This window comes from Streptomyces sp. NPDC091416, from assembly GCF_044756845.1.
Lineage (GTDB): Bacteria > Actinomycetota > Actinomycetes > Streptomycetales > Streptomycetaceae > Streptomyces.
In genome coordinates this window covers 689242-704880 of sequence record NZ_JBIVTU010000002.1, presented here as the reverse complement: position 1 = coordinate 704880, position 15639 = coordinate 689242, and the positions used below count along the sequence as shown (strand labels likewise).

Here is a 15639-nt window from a genome sequence, read left to right as displayed (position 1 = left end):
CCCAGCCGGGATCATGGATTATTGGCGAGAGAAGGCGGTGCGGAGGGAAGCCCGCAGCCGGGGCCGAGACGGCGTGAAATGCCGCTGAAAGTCCGGTGTACTGAGACCGCGTCGGCTCCCTAGAGTTGTCACGGAGCCGGATCGAGGGAGGACAACGGATGGACGCGGAGATCACCCTCTTGGCGGGCACCGCCGGGACGACGATCGCGGCGCTGCTGGCGACCGACACGTGGAACGGCGTGCGGAACGGCGTGCTCACCCTGTGGAGGCGTGTCCGACCGGACCACGAGGAACAGGTCGCCGCCCAGATCGACACGTCACGCCGGGATCTCCTGGACGCGCAGTCCGATGGTGACGAGGAGACCGAACGGGAGATCGCGGCGGAGTGGCAGGGCCGCATTCGCCGTCTTCTCGTCGCCCACCCCGAGCTGGTGGCGGAACTGCGCTCCCTGCTGACCGAACTCGACCCCGGCACGTCCGCCGTCCCGACCGTCACCCAACGGGCGACCGCATCCGGCAGCTCACGCGTCTACCAGGCCGGCCGCGATCTGAACGTCGACCAGCGGTGACCGGCCGCAACGACGGCCGGGCCAATGACCAGGGGCGCGTCTACCAGGCCTCCGGTGACCAGCACATCACCGAACACCACCATCACGGCGTCACCTGGGCCGGCCCGGACTCGGTGCGGCAACCGCCCATCGGCCGGGCACCGGCGATCCTGAGGGACCGCGGCGAACTCATCGGACGCCTGAGAGAGGCGGTAGCCGAGGACGCGGGAAACACCGTGTTCGTTCTGCACGGCCTGGGAGGATGCGGAAAGACGGCCGTGGCGTGCGCACTCTTCGAACACGCCACCCGGGAACGCGGACGCCTGGGCCTCTGGGTCGACGCCTCCGATCAGGCGTCCCTACGGGCAGGGATGCTCGCCGTGGCCGCCGACCGCGGCGCCGGCGACGGGAAACTGATGGCCGCGCGCAACGGCTTGCGCGCGGCAGCGGACTTGGTCTGGGAACATCTCGACCGGTCCGACGCACCATGGCTGCTGGTGCTGGACAACGCCGATGACCCAGCGGTGCTACGGGACGGCGGATGGCTGCGCACCAGCCCTCGCGGAACCGTCCTGGTGACCACACGGCAGGCCGCCGGCCACTGGTGGCCCGCTGCCGAGCTGCTGTACGTGGATGTCCTGCCACGTGAGGAGGCGGCCCAGGTCCTGCGCGACCTCGCCCCGGGAACGGGCTCCGTCGAGGACGCGGCCGCCATTGCCGACAGCCTAGGCCGCCTGCCGCTCGCCCTGACGCTGGCGGGCGGGTTTCTGGCCCATCAGGTGATCGACCCCTGGACGATGGAGGAGTACGGGCGTCGCCTGCGGGAGCGTCCGGATCCCATTGAGCTGATCGACCAGGGAGCCCTCGACGCGGGCAACGACTCGCGGCACCTGGTCAGCGGAACGTGGCAGCTCTCGTTGAACTCCCTGGCCGGACAGAACCTGCCCGAGGCCGTCACCCTGCTGAGCCTTCTGGCCTGCTGGTCGAACACTCCACTGCCCCTGTCGCTGCTGGCCAACGCCCGGCTCGACCTGCCCCTGCCCGCCGGCCGAGTGCAACTGGCGCTTCGGGGGCTGCTCGACCACTCGCTCACCGAACTCGTGCCCGGCGACATCCGCTGCTTGCGTACGCACGGCGTGCTGCTCGACAGCGTCGCGCGCGTCACCCCGGCCGGAGAACGAGACCAACTCGTTGCCGCGGCAGCCGGACTTCTTCTGCAGTCCTTGCCCGCGTCCCCGGAACGCGGCTTGCGCGACAGCCTGCTCACCCCTCTCGCCCCTCATGTGCTGGCGCTGCTTCGCCGCGTCATCACCTGGCCCGAGACCACGATCAGTACTGCCGAGTCCGCTGCCACCTGTGCCTTACGTCTGGCGACGGCCCAGCATCGTTCCGGCGACTACGCATCTGCGCTGGCGACGGCCGAACAGACGACGGTTCTCGCGCGACGACGACTGGGGAACGATCACGTCCTGGTGCTGCGCCTGCGGCAGCGGATCGGGAAGGCGACCGATCGTCTGGGACGCCTCGATGAGGCAGCGAACTGTCACCGCGAGCTACTCGACGACCTCGAACGGGTCTGCGGCCCCGAGGCACTGGACACCCTGACCACGTGCCTCCATCTGTCCCGCCCCCTGGTCTGGCTCCATCGACTGACGGAAGCCGTGCAGCTGATGCACCGGGCGGTCGCCGGCCGATCGATGCTGCTGGGCCCATGGCACCCGCTGACGCTGGAGGCGAGGGCGTGCCTGCTCGAACTGCCTCCAGGACCGGACCTGGACCGTGAGGCACTGGCAGGCCCCGATGTGGTCGCCGACTGCCGCCGGGAGCTGGGAACCGACCACCCCATCACGCTGTCGGCCGAGCTCAACTGCGCGGGAGCGCTGCTCAACACCGGAAAGCACACCGAGGCGCTGCTGTCGGCCCGCCGCGCACTGACAGCACACGAACAGCGGTTCGGAGCCGACTACCCCATCACCATGGCGACACGAAGCTTGCTCAGCAACGTTCTGAACACAGTCGGAGAACACCGGGAAGCCATCGAACAAGGGGAAGTGGTCAGGGAGTGGCGTGAGCGGGTGCTCGGCCCGGAACACCCGTGGACGAAGGGGATCCAGGACAAGCTCAGGAGGTACCGGCAGTCCCTGGCAGAGGCAACGTCATCGGACTCGAACTGACCTGTGGGGGCCGGAGTGCCCGCTTCAGGACCCGGAGTCCGTCATCGGAACGGACTCCGTAATCCATACGTGCCCGTCCCCACACATCACCCGGAATCCGTCCGCCGGCCGCAACGATGTGCGCAGAACCCGCACCCGACGGTCATTCACCAGGGCAACCGGGCCGGATCTGCCCGAGCTGGCGAACCGGATGGCACGCACCTGGTTGTGAACCGCCTCCCTGGAGGCGCTCCAGTCGATCTCCGAGAACGCGGGTTCCATCCACCCCGCGTAGGTGGCAGAGCTCTCCTCCTGCGGTGTACCGGGCGAACCGGCCACCGCCAGCGACAGCGCGCGGGGCAGAAGCCGCTCAATGCACCGGTCGACCTCTGCCCACAACGGCTGCGGAGCGACATCGTCACCCAATGCGATGCCCGCCTCCTGGGCCAGGATCCCGCCGGAGTCGAATGCGCTCTCCATCCAGTGGATGCTGACGCCGATCTCCTTGTCGCCGTTCCTGATCGCCCAGTTGACCGGGATGGGGCCTCGGTACTTCGGCAGCAGCGATGTATGGACGTTGATGGCACCCAAGTTCGTCGACCGGAGTACTGCCGGCGGCAACTTCCAGGGAAAGCCGTAACAGACGATGAGATCGGCCTGGTATCCCGCGACGAGGTGCGGCAGCATGCCCTTCCGGCCCGGAATCAGTAGATCCATTCCGTTCGGAAGGGCGTCGACGATCTCGCTCACGACATCGCCCGCACCACTTCGCGTCGGTTCGCCCGGCCGCAGCGACCGTGCGTGTAGGTAGGCGACGGGCGTGTGCCCGGCCCGCTCGCACACGCGGTACAGGAGGGCGAAGCCCTGGGCAGAGTATGAAATCAAGACAATGCGCATATGCGGCCCCCGTAGTGCTCCTGGCATTCGGCCGAAATTTCACCCCCGCCCCTGAGTCCCGGTCGACTTCAGGGCAGGATCAGTCAGCTCTGTTCCTCGGTAACGGTCGGCGGGGGCAGCGCGGCGACCCGGCGGCTGAAGAAGTCGCCCAACGGCTCACCGGCCCGGTGCATTTCCTGAATCGTCTTCCGCCACCCGGAGATGACGTAGGGATCGTCGAAGCGGATACCGCCGGCGAGCTTCCCGTCGTCGTCGTAAAGCACCTCGTACATCACGGAAGAACCCAGGACCACGATCTCCGGGAGTGGATGCTGCGCTTCGTACGGGAGGATGCCTTCCCGGCCGAGGACTCTCGTATCCTCCCCGCACTGGGATTTCAGGTGCAGCAGATGTAGTTCCCACTGGAGGTACGGAGCGATGGGCTCCTCGACACAGCGGACACGGTGGAGGGCGAATCCGCTTCCGGCGATGCGCCGGAGGTACTCCTCGTAGTGACCCCGCTGCGCCTCGATCAGCGCCAGGGACTCGTCCCAGCACCCTTCGTGGAAGGCCTCCCAGCTCTCCACCCCGGGCTCCTGGAAGCTCTGTTGACGTTCGAGCTTCCAGAACCCCTCGGAGCCGGAACGCCAGAAGTAGCGGCCGAAGTCCTCGGTGTAGTCGTCGAGCCCGAGCCGCTGACCCGGATCGTTGGTCTGTGGGCTAAGCATCAGGGAGGTCCGTTTTCGCCGCAGCGGCTGTCCTGCGGGGGATGACGACGATCCGTTCATCGGGCGCGACGACAAACCCCGGGGGGAGGTTCGACAGGTAGGAATCGGTGACGTCGCGGCCAACGACGGCGATGTCCCCGTTCTCCAGTTCCCAGATGTCAGGGCACCCCTGCTCGCCGCCCGTGGTTCCGAGTTCGGCGGGGGATCTACCCAAGCGGCGCACCAGCGGCGAAGAGGGATCGGCTTCCCAGCCCCGAATCATCACGGCTCTCCATTCAGTTCCCCCGAAGGTAACCGAGAGCACGTCTGACGCAGTGCTGGGCTGCGACTTCCGGCCACCCAAGTGATGGGACGACGGGCCCGCGTCACGGCCTCCGCCACCCGTCCGAGGCGCGTTTGACCGCGTAGCCGCACAGGCGGGTGCCGTAGAGGTCCAGGGCGTCGTCCGGGTCCGTGGCGTAGTGCTCGGCGATCTCCGCCCAGCGGTCCCAGCCGTAGAGGCGGGCATGGCGGCGGTCGTCGTCGGTGCGCGGTGGTTCGTGGAGCTCGGTTGCCGTGGCGCGCTCCCGGAGCCATGCCTGCCAGGCGGGGTTGCCGGTGGGCCTGGCGGTGTGCGGGTGGGAGGCCACGGCCGACAGGTCCTCGTGAGGGGCGTCAGCGGTCCGGCTGCGGAGTTGTGCGGTGATGTACGCGGCGGGCCGTGCGGGACGCCAGTTGATCCACCAGGAGGTCAGCTCGGCGGCGATGTCGTGGGCGTCGAGGCCTTGGTCGATCAACGGCCGCAGGCATCCGTAGCCAGCGGAGGTTGCCGGGCCCGACGGCGGCGGGCCCGGCAACCCTTCGTCCGTTCGTGGCCGCCTCGCGCCGAGCGAGGACCGCTTCAATCCGTCGGCGCGGGCCAGCAAGGCCCCTTCGGATCGCCGTACCAGAACCGCTGACCGTCCGGTGTGATGGTGAGCCCGAAGTCCTCGTGGGCGGGAGTGCCGTCGCGGAAGACGGACGCCAGATGCTCCACCGTGTCCCAGAGCCGCTCGGGACCGATTTGGCGGACCGTACCCGTGGCGTGGGCCGTGGCCGTGGAGCCGTCCTCGGTCCACAGCCCCACGCCGGTGACCCGACCCGTCGCATCTCGCCACGAGCACGAGTTGTACCCGGGGAGCGCCAGGGACAGCGGGAACCGGAGTCGGTCGATCACGTCCGACACGGGGACGGCAGTGGTCTCGCCGACCGCGGTTTCCACGCCCGGGAAATCGGGGTTCAGAGCGGGTCCGCGACGGCGCATGAAGAAGGCAGGCATCGACAGGAAGCGGCCCGATGCCTCGCCATCGCCCGAGACGACGACCCTGGCGATGCCGTACCCGATCGGCGCGACGATGACCGTTCCCACACGCGCCTGGCTGAGCAGAGCGGGCGGGACGCGGCGGAGACCGGCTGTGGCAATGATGCGGTCGTAGGGCGCTCGTTCCGGCACGCCCTCCGTCCCATTGCCTGCCAGCACGAAGGGCCGGTACCCGGCCGCTGCCAGCCGGCCCTGGGCGAGGAGGACGAGACCGGGGTCCACATCCACGCTCACCACGCTGTCGTCGCCCAGTACCGACGAGATGAGGGCCGCGTTGTAGCCGGTTCCGAGGCCCAGTTCGTAGAGCCGGTCGCCGGGTTCGGCGCCAAGCGCGTCGAGCATGGCCAGCATGAGCCGCGGCTCGCTGGACGAGGATGTGGGAATGCCGTGTTCATCGAGCTGAGTCGTCAACGCGATGTCCGAGTAAACAGTTTCCAAGTAGCCCGGATCCCCGTCCGAGAGGGCGAACCACTGGCCCTTGTCGTCCTGCTGGTGGAAGCGCGGTACGAAGAGTTCACGCGGAACCGTGGCGAATGCTGCCGCCCACTTGCTTCGCTGCCCGTCATCGAGGGCAGCGGCGAACTCGGCGCGCAAGGTGGCCGCCGAGGTGAGGTCGTGCGGTTCGTTCATGCCGTGTTCCCTTGCAGGTAGTCGGCGTGTGCGGCTGCGATGGGCAGCCCGGTCCGGTTCTCGACCCACGACCATGTACCGGCCGGGTTGTTCTCGAAGAACACCCAGTCGTCGTCCGGCGTGACCGCGAAGTCGAAGGATCCGAAGACGATGCCGTACGACGCCATGAAACGACGAACCGCGACAGCGACATCACCGGGCACCTCGGTGGTTCCGTACTCGATGTGCTCGTAGTCGGTCCGCCAGTCAGTGCGGGCCTTGTCCGACGTTCCGAGGAGCGTGCCCGCGAACATGGCCCCATCGACGTAGACAAGACGTACCTCGTACTTCTTCGGCACGTCCTCCTGGAAGTAGTGAGCCGTGAGTCGGATGCCGTCGTCGAAGCAGGCCGGATCGACGCGATGGGTTGCCACCATCAGCTGCCGATCGGCACCGGTGTTCAGGCGTCCTCCCAGGACCGGCTTGCAGATGAGCGGACCGTTCACCGTCTTCGCGAACGAGCGGGCACTGGCCGGATCGTTGGTGATGACGCTGCGAGGGACGCGCAGGCCGGCGCGAGCGGCTGCGACGAGCTGCTGGGGCTTGTGCGCGGCAATGCGGTCGTGGTGCGGATTGTTGATCCAGCGTACGGGCAGCGCGGACAGGAGATTGAGCAGCGCGGCATCTGCCTGGTCCCGCGCCCAAGTCGTGTAGGGCTCTGCCACGGTGTCGGCGATGACAGGACGTCCGGGGCGTCTGTAGTAAACGGCCCGGACGTCTCCGAGCCGCACCGACCGGCGCTCGTCGCTCAGCACACCTTCCCATCCCGGAGCCGTCGGCCCGTGGTCAGCGGCCAGAGTGACGCCTTGGGGGAAGTCGGCCGCGTCGAATCGCATGACGGGCACGTCTCGCCGGTTCAGTTGGTCCACGACCATGTCGGCGGAGGCGTCGAGCCGTTCAGCGACGACGAGCACAGGGCGGACGGTGGCCATCAGGAAGCGGGAGCGAAGTAGGGGTCGGTCACGTCATCGCCCCTGCCGTCCAGATTGGTGTCGGTGGTCGAGGCCGCATGGTCGGCGGTGTGCCAGGCCGTGCCGTCGGCCTGAAGGTTCATCTGGCGGTCGTCGTCCCAGACGACACCCGCGACGGACGTGGTCACCAGACAGGGCGGCTCGGCCGCACGGGCGGCGAACGGGATCGTGGTGATGGCCATGACTTCTCCTCGATGGTGATCTGTCGTTTCCCGGCGAGTGCTCGGAAACGGTGGTGCGAACCGACCCCGCACGTTCCTTACGAGGTCGACGGGTCGGAGGCGGCTCCTATGCCCCGCCCGGGTGGAGCGGGAGGCCAGGTCGATGGTCCGGGGCCTTGAGGAACGCGTCGAAGACGTCCAGAAGGCGCTGGGCTACGAGGGCCGTGTCGCGCAGATACGCGAACGCCTCGAAGACCGGTGTTTCCTCACTGGGGCGCCGACCGAGGTCGAGCAGGGCGTATGCCTGCCTGAAGAGATCACGGACAGCCGGGTCGGAGTCGTATCCCAGCTCTTCGCCCATCAGGAGATTGAGGTGCCCCCGGACATGGCGAACGCTCACGTTGATGTCCTCGCGCGTCGTGGTGGCCAAGGGCAGGGCGAGCGCGTGGAGCAAATCGTCGCGGACGCACTCCACGTCGATCGGCAGGCTGCCGGGATCCACTCCGACAGTCGGGGCGTCGTGCTCCTGCGCCATGGTGATCACCACATATCTCCCTCGGGGCCGTTGGCGGCGGTACGTGAAGAGCTAACCGCGCAGAGTGTCGGTGCGGGTACCTTGGAACGGAGGGCAGAGCATGAATCCCATGAATGCGCGGGGAGTTGACGTGGCTGCAGCGTCCGAGAAACAGCGCAACACCAAACTGAAATTCCTCCTTGACCAGGCGCAATGGTCCGAGACGCGACTTGCTCAAGTTGTGAACCGACTGGGGACCGAGGCCGGCATGGGTCTCACATACAGCCAGTCCACGGTGGCTCAGTGGATCAGAGGCTCGCAGCCGAACGAGCGGGCCAGACCCCTGATCATCGAAGCGTTCGAGCGGAAGCTCGGGCGCCCTGTCCCCTACGCGGAAGCCGGTCTCGAGCGGCCGAAGTCGGAGGGGATCGAGGCGCCGGGCGAAACCGTCGAGTCCCTGCTCCAACTCGGGAAGGCAGACATGGACCCGTCACGCCGTCGCGTGCTTGCCGCCGGTCTCTATTCGGCTGCGCTCTCCGTACCTCTGTTCGCCGACGTCGCCCACGCCGACGACAGGGAGCGCGTCGCCGGGCCGACCGGGCGGATCGGCCCGGGCGAGGTCGAGACGGTCCGGAGGATGACCGACAAGATCGCCGACATCCTTGACGAGCTGGGTGGCGGGCACGCACGGCCCATGGCCGCCGCGTTCCTCGTCAACACGGTGGCTTCGTATCTCAAGGCCGGCGCCACCGAGGACGTGCACAACGACATGCTGTCCGCGGCCTCCGACCTCACCTATCTGACCGGTTGGATGGCCATGTACGAACGGGCCCACGGACTCGGCCAGAGGTACTACCTCGAAGCGCTCAAACTCGCTGGGGAGTCCCGGGACCAGATCACGTACTGCCGCACGCTCCGAGGCATGAGCCTGCAAGCGACCAATCTGCGTCACGGCCGCAAGGCCCTGGAACTGGCGGATTCGGCTGCGGAGGCGGCACCACAGGCCGGCCCGAGGCTCGTCGCGTTCCTGCGCGGGCAGCAAGCGCATGCCTCGGCGATGGTGGGGGACAAGCGAGCCGCGGCCACGCGGCTTCGAGAGACCGAGGCGGCGCTCTCCAGGGCGGACTCCCGCCGTGAATCGGTCGGCGGATACGACCAGGCCGCCTACCTCTTCCACGTCTCCCACGTTCATTACGAGAACCGGGATCTGGCCGACTCCATCCGCGCGATGAAGCAGTCCATCAAGGCGACGCCCAGTCAGGAGAGGCAGGGCCGTCTGCACGCGAACGCCGTGCTGGCTCAACGGCAGTTCGAGTTCGGCCATGTCGAGGAGGCGTGCGCTTCGTGGAGCGCTTTCCTCGACGACTACATGGTTCTCTCCACGGCTCGCGGCGACGAGCACTTCGAGAAGATGCGGAAGAGTCTCGCTCTGCATCGGACGTCCCGCGCGGTGCGAGGAATCGGCGAACGGGTGCGGGTGGTGGCTGCCATGAAGGCGTGAGTCCGGACCGCGGGGACGAGCAAGGAGCCGTCGTGATGGCACGTCGGGTCCGTTTCAGTGCCGTTCCCGGTCCTCCGAGGCGCGTTTGACCGCGTAGCCGCACAGGCGGGTGCCGTAGAGGTCCAGGGCGTCGTCCGGGTCCGTGGCGTAGTGCTCGGCGATCTCCGCCCAGCGGTCCCAGCCGTAGAGGCGGGCATGGCGGCGGTCGTCGTCGGTGCGCGGTGGTTCGTGGAGCTCGGTTGCCGTGGCGCGCTCCCGGAGCCATGCCTGCCAGGCGGGGTTGCCGGTGGGCCTGGCGGTGTGCGGGTGGGAGGCCACGGCCGACAGGTCCTCGTGAGGGGCGTCAGCGGTCCGGCTGCGGAGTTGTGCGGTGATGTACGCGGCGGGCCGTGCGGGACGCCAGTTGATCCACCAGGAGGTCAGCTCGGCGGCGATGTCGTGGGCGTCGAGGCCTTGGTCGATCAACGGCCGCAGAGCGTGGGCGAGTCGGCGTAGTCCCTCGCTCTGGGTCCAGGGGACGCGCGGCCGTACCTGAGCGGCGATCCGGATGTCGGCGGCGACCTGGAGCGGGCTTCTCGGTGTTGAGTTGCGTGGGCGGGGGGTGGTTCGTGACCTCGCGCGCTTGCGCGGGGTGTCTTTAAGCTTCCCGTCTACCTCGACTACAGGTTTACGGGGGCGGGCGGCAAGAGATTGGGGCTCACGCGCCCGGCGGCCGGTACCGTCCGCCGCTGCGGTGTGCGCGGGTGGCACCGGCACCCCGATCACCCGGGCCCCGAACCCCTGGCCGTCGATGCGGTTGCCGTGCGCCCGGTCGTAGGCGTACGGGATGGTGGCCGCGTAGATCGTTGCCGTTCCCGTGTACGGACGCCCGGGAAGCCGCAGATTGCGTCGCGATCCGTGGCGCACCCAGGCCAGTGCGCCCAACTCCCGCAGGTATCCGACGTGGCGCTTGACCGTCGCCCTCGACAGAGCGCAGCGGGTGGCAGTCCCGTCGAGGTCGTACAGTATGGTTCCCGCGGTGTAGTCCATCCGCCCGGCCAGGTCCCGCGCGATACGTAACGTCGCCTCGCCCGCTTTCGGATGGAGCCCGGCCTCCTCGATCAGCCACGCCACGGCACGCAACCAGGCCCGGGGCTGAGCATGCCGGGCGGGGGTTGTGGACACCTCTTGGAACGGGCCGGGGACGGGTTGCCAGTCTGGCTCGGGGCATGGCTGGGAGACGCGGCACGGGGCCGCGCCGAGAACACGACGCATCACTGTCCAGGGAGGGGAGGGAGGGCAGGCCGCGGCGGAAGCGCGCGCCGCCCCAGGGAGTTGGTATCGAAGGGCAGCGGCACGTCGGCTTTTGGAGTGATCCTGGGAGGGGTTCAGATTCCGGTTGGCCGAGGAAGGCGGCAGTGTGGCGGTTCTGCCGGCCGTCGGCCGCTCGGCATCTCTACCTCGGCTGGCAGAGAATTTCGGCCTGACCGGTCCCAGGCGGGCAGTGCATGACCGTGCTCCGAAGCGGAGGGCGGGAAAGCGGTGTCGGCCCCTGGCTGTGATCGCCGAGGCGACGGGGAAGGTGCGGCGGTGTCCCGTTCCGCAGGGCGGCCCGAGCCGGCGGGCTCACGCAACAGCGCCGCAGTGATTGTCTCGACGGCCTCCGCATTCAAGATTCCGAGGTAGACGTACGGTCTCCCGGTGGACGTCGTCGCCGGGCGGATACGGCGGTAGCTGCGCTCCGGAAGTCCCAGTTTGGCGAGGGCCGCCCTCAATCCCTCACTTGCCGCCAGGGCGGCCGCACGGCTCTCCCGCCACTGCTGGAGGCCGACGTCATTCACTGGATCCCCTGGGCTTCGTGAGGGTGCCTGCGGATCTCTACCGAGGCATCGGTGGCGCGTGAGTAATCTCCCGCGCCTCTGGCGATGCGCCGTTGTTCAGCTAGGTCGGAGCAGACACGGCAGCCGGCTGATGGCTCGGGTGGAGCGGGCGGGATGGGGAGCGCGACAGATCCGTCGGATGCGGGCTTCAGGTTCTTCATGGCGGTGAGGATGGCCGCCCCTTTGGGACGTATCTCCTCGAACCCCAGGGACGGTTGGACGCTCTGCCGCTATGTTCCAAGAAGGCCCAAACGTCGCAGGGAGAAGTCTTGAACGTCGCTCTACGATCGGCTATGTCGGATGCCCAGTTGTCACCCCGCAGGCTCGCGGCTCGCATCGGGGTCGCGCCGAAGACTGTAGAGCGATGGCTGGCCGACGCCGAGCTCGTACCCCACGCAAGAAACCGTATTGACGCCTGTCAGGCGCTGAAGGTGGATGAACAGATGATCTGGCCGAAGGCTGTGCAGGTCCGAGTGAAGTCCGGCCATGACCGGGAGCTTGTTCAGGCCTACCCCTACCGGTCCGCATGTCCGTCGACTGTTTGGGGTGAACTGATCGAAGGCGCTGCGGAGGAGATCTACCTGGCCGGATACACGAACTACTTCCTCTGGCTTGAGCAGCCGGCCTTCGTTGAGACCCTTCGAAGGAAGATCGATTCTGGATGCCGGGTCCGGTTCCTGCTGGGCGATCCGGACGGTGAGGTCACCCGCCAGCGGGAGACCGTCGAGGATGTCGCACTGAGCGTTTCCACGCGCGTCCGTATCACTCTTGAGCACTTGGGGCGCCTGGGCGTAGCCAGCCGCGTGGAGGCTCGTTTCAGTAACCATGAGGACGCTGTCAACCACGTGTCCCTCTCCGTGTTCCGGTTCGACCAGGACGCGCTGGTCACTCCGCACCTCGCTCGGCTTGTCGGACACGATTCGCCGTTGCTCCACCTTCGACGGCAGGGCGACGGTGGCATGTTCGACCGTTTCACTGAACACGCCGAGGAGCTGTGGAGCCGGGGCGTTCCGGTGTCAGTGTGATGCCGGCTGGTGCGCGGCAGGCCGCAGACCGGGCTCCATAGCGTGATCGACGCGGTCAGCGCGGGGGCCGCGTGGCCGCCGTGAGCATGAACGTGACGTCTCTGTGCCGGCCGGCGTGGTCCAGTGCCGCCACGACGTTCAGGACTGCTTGTCTGTCTGCTCGTTCAGTGACGCTGATCAGTATCGTCTCGGCTGCGTCGTCCAGTCCTGCCGCGCGGCAGGAGGTGACGGCCTCGACGATGCCAGGGGCGGAGTAGGACGCGCCCGCCTGCCACAGGAGGAAGCCGGCTTCGTGATTCTGGCCATCGGCGAGGTATCTGGCCACCAGCTTTGCTTCCGGCCAAGTGAGCTCTGCTGATTCTGTGGGGCGCCGGTCCCCCTCGCGGCGGGGGACCGGCGCCCCAGTGTCTTCCTGCGGCACTGGAATTTCGCGTCGCCGGGCGCGGCGGCGCAGGCGTCGCGCCCGTGCCAGCCCGGGATTCGCGACGATGCGGGAGGCCGGCTGCTGGGTAGTGTCAGAGGGCTCGACAGTCGCCGGATAGCCGACGACGCAGCACTCGCAGTGCTTCGTCTTGGCGTCGAGGCGGAGGTCCAGAAGCTCGGCCAGGGTGTGGGGCAGGGGCCCGTTCCCGGACGTGGCGGCGTCCTTCTCCACTGCCGCGTAGAAGCTCCGAAGAAGCGACTCGTCGGGGACGCGTCCGGCATTGAGGTGGTTTGAGAGGGTTGTCGGCTCCTGACAGGCGTCCTTCGCGATCTGCGCCTGGGTGCGTGGGCTGAACTCCCGGGTCTCGCGCAGCGCTTCCGCCAGTGCGCGGTGGGCGGTGCTGATGTGAGGCGGCAGCTCTTTCCAGTTTCTGCGGTTCACGGTCACGCAGGCAGGCCTTCCGTTCACTTTGCGATTCAGAACAGACGCCAATTCTGTCGGAATCATGGGTTCTTTGGGAGCGCGTGGATGTTTTCCGTCCTGCCTCGAAACCTTGCAGAACCTGGCGTGATGGGACGTCAGGGGGTCAAAGTGGAGGGGTCCGCGAGGGGGGCCAGCCGCCTGGCATTCGCGGATTGCCGTGCACCTGAAGCGAAAGGGCCTCTGGATGACTCTGCCGTCCTGGCAGGACGAAGACCTTGGAACGATGAAGCGCGCAGCACTCTGGCTGGTGACTGTCGTGGGGGAGGACAGCATCTTCACCAAGGAAGAGCTCAAGAACGCGTTCCCTGGCGTCGCCCAGGTGGACCGCCGGGTCCGTGAGCTTCGGGACCACGGCTGGAAGATCGACACCCACCGCGAGGATGCTCGTCTGGGGCAGAACGAGCAGCGGTTCGTCGCACAGGGGGAGCCTGTCTGGATCCGTGGCAAGGGGACCAGGGCCAGCTCTTCTCTGACGGAAACCCAGCGCCGTAAGGTCCTTGCCCGCGATGGCCACCGCTGCCGGTCGTGCGGGATCACGCCTGGCCAGACGTACACCGGCACTTTCGAGACCGCCCAGATCGACATCGCCCGGCGGAGCGTCAAGCTGCCTGACGGATCCGCTGACGTACAGCACATCGCCGAGTGCAACCGCTGCCGTGTAGGCGGACGCTTCCTGGACGCCGACCTGGGAGCGGTGCTGGACGGCATCTCCCAGCTCAGTGGTCTGAACCGGCAGACCATCGCGGGCTGGGTTGCCGCTGACGAGCGGGAGTTCAGTGTCGTGGAGCGGCTCTGGTCCGACATTCGTACGCTGCCGGCGGAGTCACGCGACGAGGTCCGCAAGGCTCTCGGCCTTCCGCCTGCCTGACGCCCGGCTTTCGGCCCATGGCGGGGCCGCCGTCAACGGCGGCCCCGCCATGGGCTCAGATGAACCCTTTGAGCATGAGGAGAAAACGGACCGTGACTGAGAACGCCAGGGACTTCGGCCTGCCACCGCACGCCGCCAAGAACAAGGTGACTGTCGAGGGGCGCCTCCTGGACGCGGCAGCCGGCAGCGGGCTCCAGGAGACCCTGACGATCGAGTGGCGTACGAAGCCGCAGGTGGTGCAGGTCATCGATATGCCGGTGCACTCGCTCTACTACAACCCCGGAACGCACAGGATCCAGGCGCAGCGGAGCTACGACCCCCTTCTGGACCGCCGGCTCGACGAAGACCCTTGGAGCGACGAGAGCCAGAACTACCTCGACAGCCTCCTGAAGGCCGAACCTTCCGATCCCTCCAAGCGGGACAAGGATTTCGATGCCCTTCAGCAGAGCCTCAGTGACTTCCGGCAGAACGAACCGGGGCTGATTACCCGCGAGGGCATTCTGGTCAACGGCAACACCAGGGCCGCGGCCCTGAAGGAGCTCGGGGTGTCCGAGATCCGGGTAGCTGTCCTGCCGGAATCCTGCACATGGGCCGACATCAACCGTGTCGAGCTGTCCTTGCAGCTGCGCCACGACACCCGGCGCCCCTACTCATACATCAACCGGCTCCTCACGATCGACGAGCAGGTGGAGGCGGGCCGTCCGCTGAAGGAGGTCGCGCGGGACTTCCGCATCAGGGAATCGACGGCTGAGCAGGACTTGTGGGTACTCAACTGCCTTCGGGACCTGACGGAGAGGTCATCCGCGAACGGCGTGCAGCTCCGGCTGCTTGACTTCGAGGATGCCCAGGAGAGGCTGCGCGAGGTGCATCGCGCCTATGCCAAGGAATCCAAGGCCAACATCGAGAGGGCTGAGCTTCTGAAGGAGAATCGCCTTGCCGCGATCGTGATGAACTTCTCCAAGACCGACCTTCGTCTCATCGAGCCGGACTTCCGGGACCGCTATCTGGAGACCCGTCTGCCCGAGGAGCTGAAGCCGGCGCCGGCTGCCGCTCAGGGGCGGGTGATTCCCGGGCTCAACCGCACGGTGAAGGCTGAGGTACCCCAGGTGGCGGCGGCCCGGGCGTTCACCGACTCGGTCCTCCGGGCCAAGGCCGTGGTCAGGGCGAAGGCGGGCAAGGTTCCTGCGGCCGAGCAGGAAGAGGCGTCGGCCCTCTTCAACGCCGCGCACAGCGCGGTCGAGCGAGCGCTTGAGCCTGCCGGCAAGGATGCCCGTGTCCGCAAGCGGAAGCAGGCTGCGCCCGATCGCCTCAACGACGCCTGCGAGGACATCGAGCAGTGCATCACCGACATGGTTCTTGCCAGTGCGGCGAACAACCTGGATGAGGAAGCACTGGACGAGGCCGTTCTCAAGCTGAGGGCGACCTTGACGAAGCTGGCCCAGGTCACTGCCCGGACCATCCAGGTGCCCGGCGATGGCGTTGAGTGGCTTCGTGACGCGGTGCAGCAGGACCCGTCGTGA

General features: G+C 67.6%; 16 protein-coding genes. 6 read left to right on the top strand and 10 right to left on the bottom strand.

What is annotated here, in order from left to right:
* Positions 1 to 158: 158 nt before the first annotated feature.
* Both ACIQMX_RS10005 and ACIQMX_RS10000 read left to right on the top strand, forming a co-directional pair.
* Entirely contained in the window at positions 159 to 569 is a 411-nt protein-coding gene (locus ACIQMX_RS10005; protein WP_363068274.1) for a hypothetical protein, read from the top strand.
* A complete protein-coding gene (locus tag ACIQMX_RS10000; RefSeq protein WP_402476227.1) occupies positions 566 to 2722 on the top strand; it encodes a tetratricopeptide repeat protein in 2157 nt (718 codons plus the stop codon). The genes ACIQMX_RS10005 and ACIQMX_RS10000 overlap by 4 nt, the downstream gene beginning before the upstream one ends.
* Before the next feature lie 24 nt (positions 2723 to 2746).
* On the opposite strand, the gene ACIQMX_RS09995 is transcribed toward ACIQMX_RS10000, so the two are convergent.
* From ACIQMX_RS09995 to ACIQMX_RS09960, 8 genes are all read right to left on the bottom strand, one after another.
* Positions 2747 to 3451 carry a methionyl-tRNA formyltransferase gene (locus ACIQMX_RS09995; RefSeq protein ID WP_402476225.1) on the bottom strand — a complete coding sequence of 235 codons (705 nt, stop codon included), beginning with the start codon at positions 3449 to 3451 and terminating at the stop codon, positions 2747 to 2749.
* Between the two features lie 230 nt (positions 3452 to 3681).
* Complete coding sequence (locus ACIQMX_RS09990) at positions 3682 to 4305, bottom strand: DUF6879 family protein (protein ID WP_402476222.1); 624 nt, start codon at positions 4303 to 4305, stop codon at positions 3682 to 3684.
* Positions 4298 to 4567, bottom strand: coding sequence for a hypothetical protein (locus ACIQMX_RS09985; RefSeq protein ID WP_402476525.1), 270 nt, complete (start codon positions 4565 to 4567; stop codon positions 4298 to 4300). Before ACIQMX_RS09985 ends, ACIQMX_RS09990 begins: the two co-directional genes overlap by 8 nt.
* Before the next feature lie 103 nt (positions 4568 to 4670).
* Complete coding sequence (locus ACIQMX_RS09980) at positions 4671 to 5081, bottom strand: hypothetical protein (RefSeq protein ID WP_402476219.1); 411 nt, start codon at positions 5079 to 5081, stop codon at positions 4671 to 4673.
* Positions 5082 to 5185: 104 nt separating this feature from the next.
* Entirely contained in the window at positions 5186 to 6274 is a 1089-nt protein-coding gene (locus ACIQMX_RS09975) for a hypothetical protein (protein ID WP_402476216.1), read from the bottom strand.
* On the bottom strand, positions 6271 to 7227 hold the full coding sequence (locus tag ACIQMX_RS09970) for an MvdC/MvdD family ATP grasp protein (protein WP_402476214.1): 957 nt from the start codon (positions 7225 to 7227) through the stop codon (positions 6271 to 6273). Before ACIQMX_RS09970 ends, ACIQMX_RS09975 begins: the two co-directional genes overlap by 4 nt.
* A gap of 17 nt (positions 7228 to 7244) precedes the next feature.
* Positions 7245 to 7466, bottom strand: coding sequence for a hypothetical protein (locus ACIQMX_RS09965; RefSeq protein WP_363068284.1), 222 nt, complete (start codon positions 7464 to 7466; stop codon positions 7245 to 7247).
* 106 nt (positions 7467 to 7572) lie between these two features.
* Positions 7573 to 7980: a hypothetical protein gene (locus ACIQMX_RS09960; RefSeq protein ID WP_402476523.1), complete on the bottom strand. Its 408-nt coding sequence runs from the start codon at positions 7978 to 7980 to the stop codon at positions 7573 to 7575.
* A 109-nt stretch (positions 7981 to 8089) separates the two neighbouring features.
* Here ACIQMX_RS09960 and ACIQMX_RS09955 point away from each other — a divergent pair, with 109 nt between their 5' ends.
* Positions 8090 to 9460, top strand: coding sequence for a hypothetical protein (locus ACIQMX_RS09955; RefSeq protein ID WP_402476211.1), 1371 nt, complete (start codon positions 8090 to 8092; stop codon positions 9458 to 9460).
* A gap of 54 nt (positions 9461 to 9514) precedes the next feature.
* Here ACIQMX_RS09955 and ACIQMX_RS09950 read toward each other — a convergent pair whose 3' ends face one another.
* Entirely contained in the window at positions 9515 to 10624 is a 1110-nt protein-coding gene (locus ACIQMX_RS09950; RefSeq protein ID WP_402476209.1) for a cell wall protein, read from the bottom strand.
* Positions 10625 to 11612: 988 nt separating this feature from the next.
* Here ACIQMX_RS09950 and ACIQMX_RS09945 point away from each other — a divergent pair.
* A complete protein-coding gene (locus ACIQMX_RS09945) occupies positions 11613 to 12344 on the top strand; it encodes a DUF5919 domain-containing protein (protein WP_363068292.1) in 732 nt (243 codons plus the stop codon).
* Between the two features lie 55 nt (positions 12345 to 12399).
* Here ACIQMX_RS09945 and ACIQMX_RS09940 read toward each other — a convergent pair whose 3' ends face one another.
* Complete coding sequence (locus ACIQMX_RS09940) at positions 12400 to 13215, bottom strand: hypothetical protein (protein WP_402476205.1); 816 nt, start codon at positions 13213 to 13215, stop codon at positions 12400 to 12402.
* Between the two features lie 220 nt (positions 13216 to 13435).
* On the opposite strand from ACIQMX_RS09940, the gene ACIQMX_RS09935 reads away from it, so the two are divergent.
* Together ACIQMX_RS09935 and ACIQMX_RS09930 are read left to right on the top strand one after the other, a co-directional pair.
* A complete protein-coding gene (locus tag ACIQMX_RS09935; protein WP_363068296.1) occupies positions 13436 to 14119 on the top strand; it encodes a hypothetical protein in 684 nt (227 codons plus the stop codon).
* A 74-nt stretch (positions 14120 to 14193) separates the two neighbouring features.
* Positions 14194 to 15639 carry a transcriptional regulator gene (locus tag ACIQMX_RS09930; RefSeq protein ID WP_402476202.1) on the top strand — a complete coding sequence of 482 codons (1446 nt, stop codon included), beginning with the start codon at positions 14194 to 14196 and terminating at the stop codon, positions 15637 to 15639.

What these genes read in the sequence shown, in the direction of transcription:
- ACIQMX_RS10005 (WP_363068274.1), top strand. Translation starts at nt 159, where the DNA reads ATGGACGCGGAGATCACCCTCTTGGCGGGCACCGCCGGGACGACGATC.
- ACIQMX_RS09990 (WP_402476222.1), bottom strand. Translation starts at nt 4,305, where the DNA reads ATGCTTAGCCCACAGACCAACGATCCGGGTCAGCGGCTCGGGCTCGAC.
- ACIQMX_RS09985 (WP_402476525.1), bottom strand. Translation starts at nt 4,567, where the DNA reads ATGATTCGGGGCTGGGAAGCCGATCCCTCTTCGCCGCTGGTGCGCCGC.
- ACIQMX_RS09975 (WP_402476216.1), bottom strand. Translation starts at nt 6,274, where the DNA reads ATGAACGAACCGCACGACCTCACCTCGGCGGCCACCTTGCGCGCCGAG.
- ACIQMX_RS09965 (WP_363068284.1), bottom strand. Translation starts at nt 7,466, where the DNA reads ATGGCCATCACCACGATCCCGTTCGCCGCCCGTGCGGCCGAGCCGCCC.
- ACIQMX_RS09960 (WP_402476523.1), bottom strand. Translation starts at nt 7,980, where the DNA reads ATGGCGCAGGAGCACGACGCCCCGACTGTCGGAGTGGATCCCGGCAGC.
- ACIQMX_RS09955 (WP_402476211.1), top strand. Translation starts at nt 8,090, where the DNA reads ATGAATGCGCGGGGAGTTGACGTGGCTGCAGCGTCCGAGAAACAGCGC.
- ACIQMX_RS09945 (WP_363068292.1), top strand. Translation starts at nt 11,613, where the DNA reads ATGTCGGATGCCCAGTTGTCACCCCGCAGGCTCGCGGCTCGCATCGGG.
- ACIQMX_RS09935 (WP_363068296.1), top strand. Translation starts at nt 13,436, where the DNA reads ATGACTCTGCCGTCCTGGCAGGACGAAGACCTTGGAACGATGAAGCGC.
- ACIQMX_RS09930 (WP_402476202.1), top strand. Translation starts at nt 14,194, where the DNA reads ATGAGGAGAAAACGGACCGTGACTGAGAACGCCAGGGACTTCGGCCTG.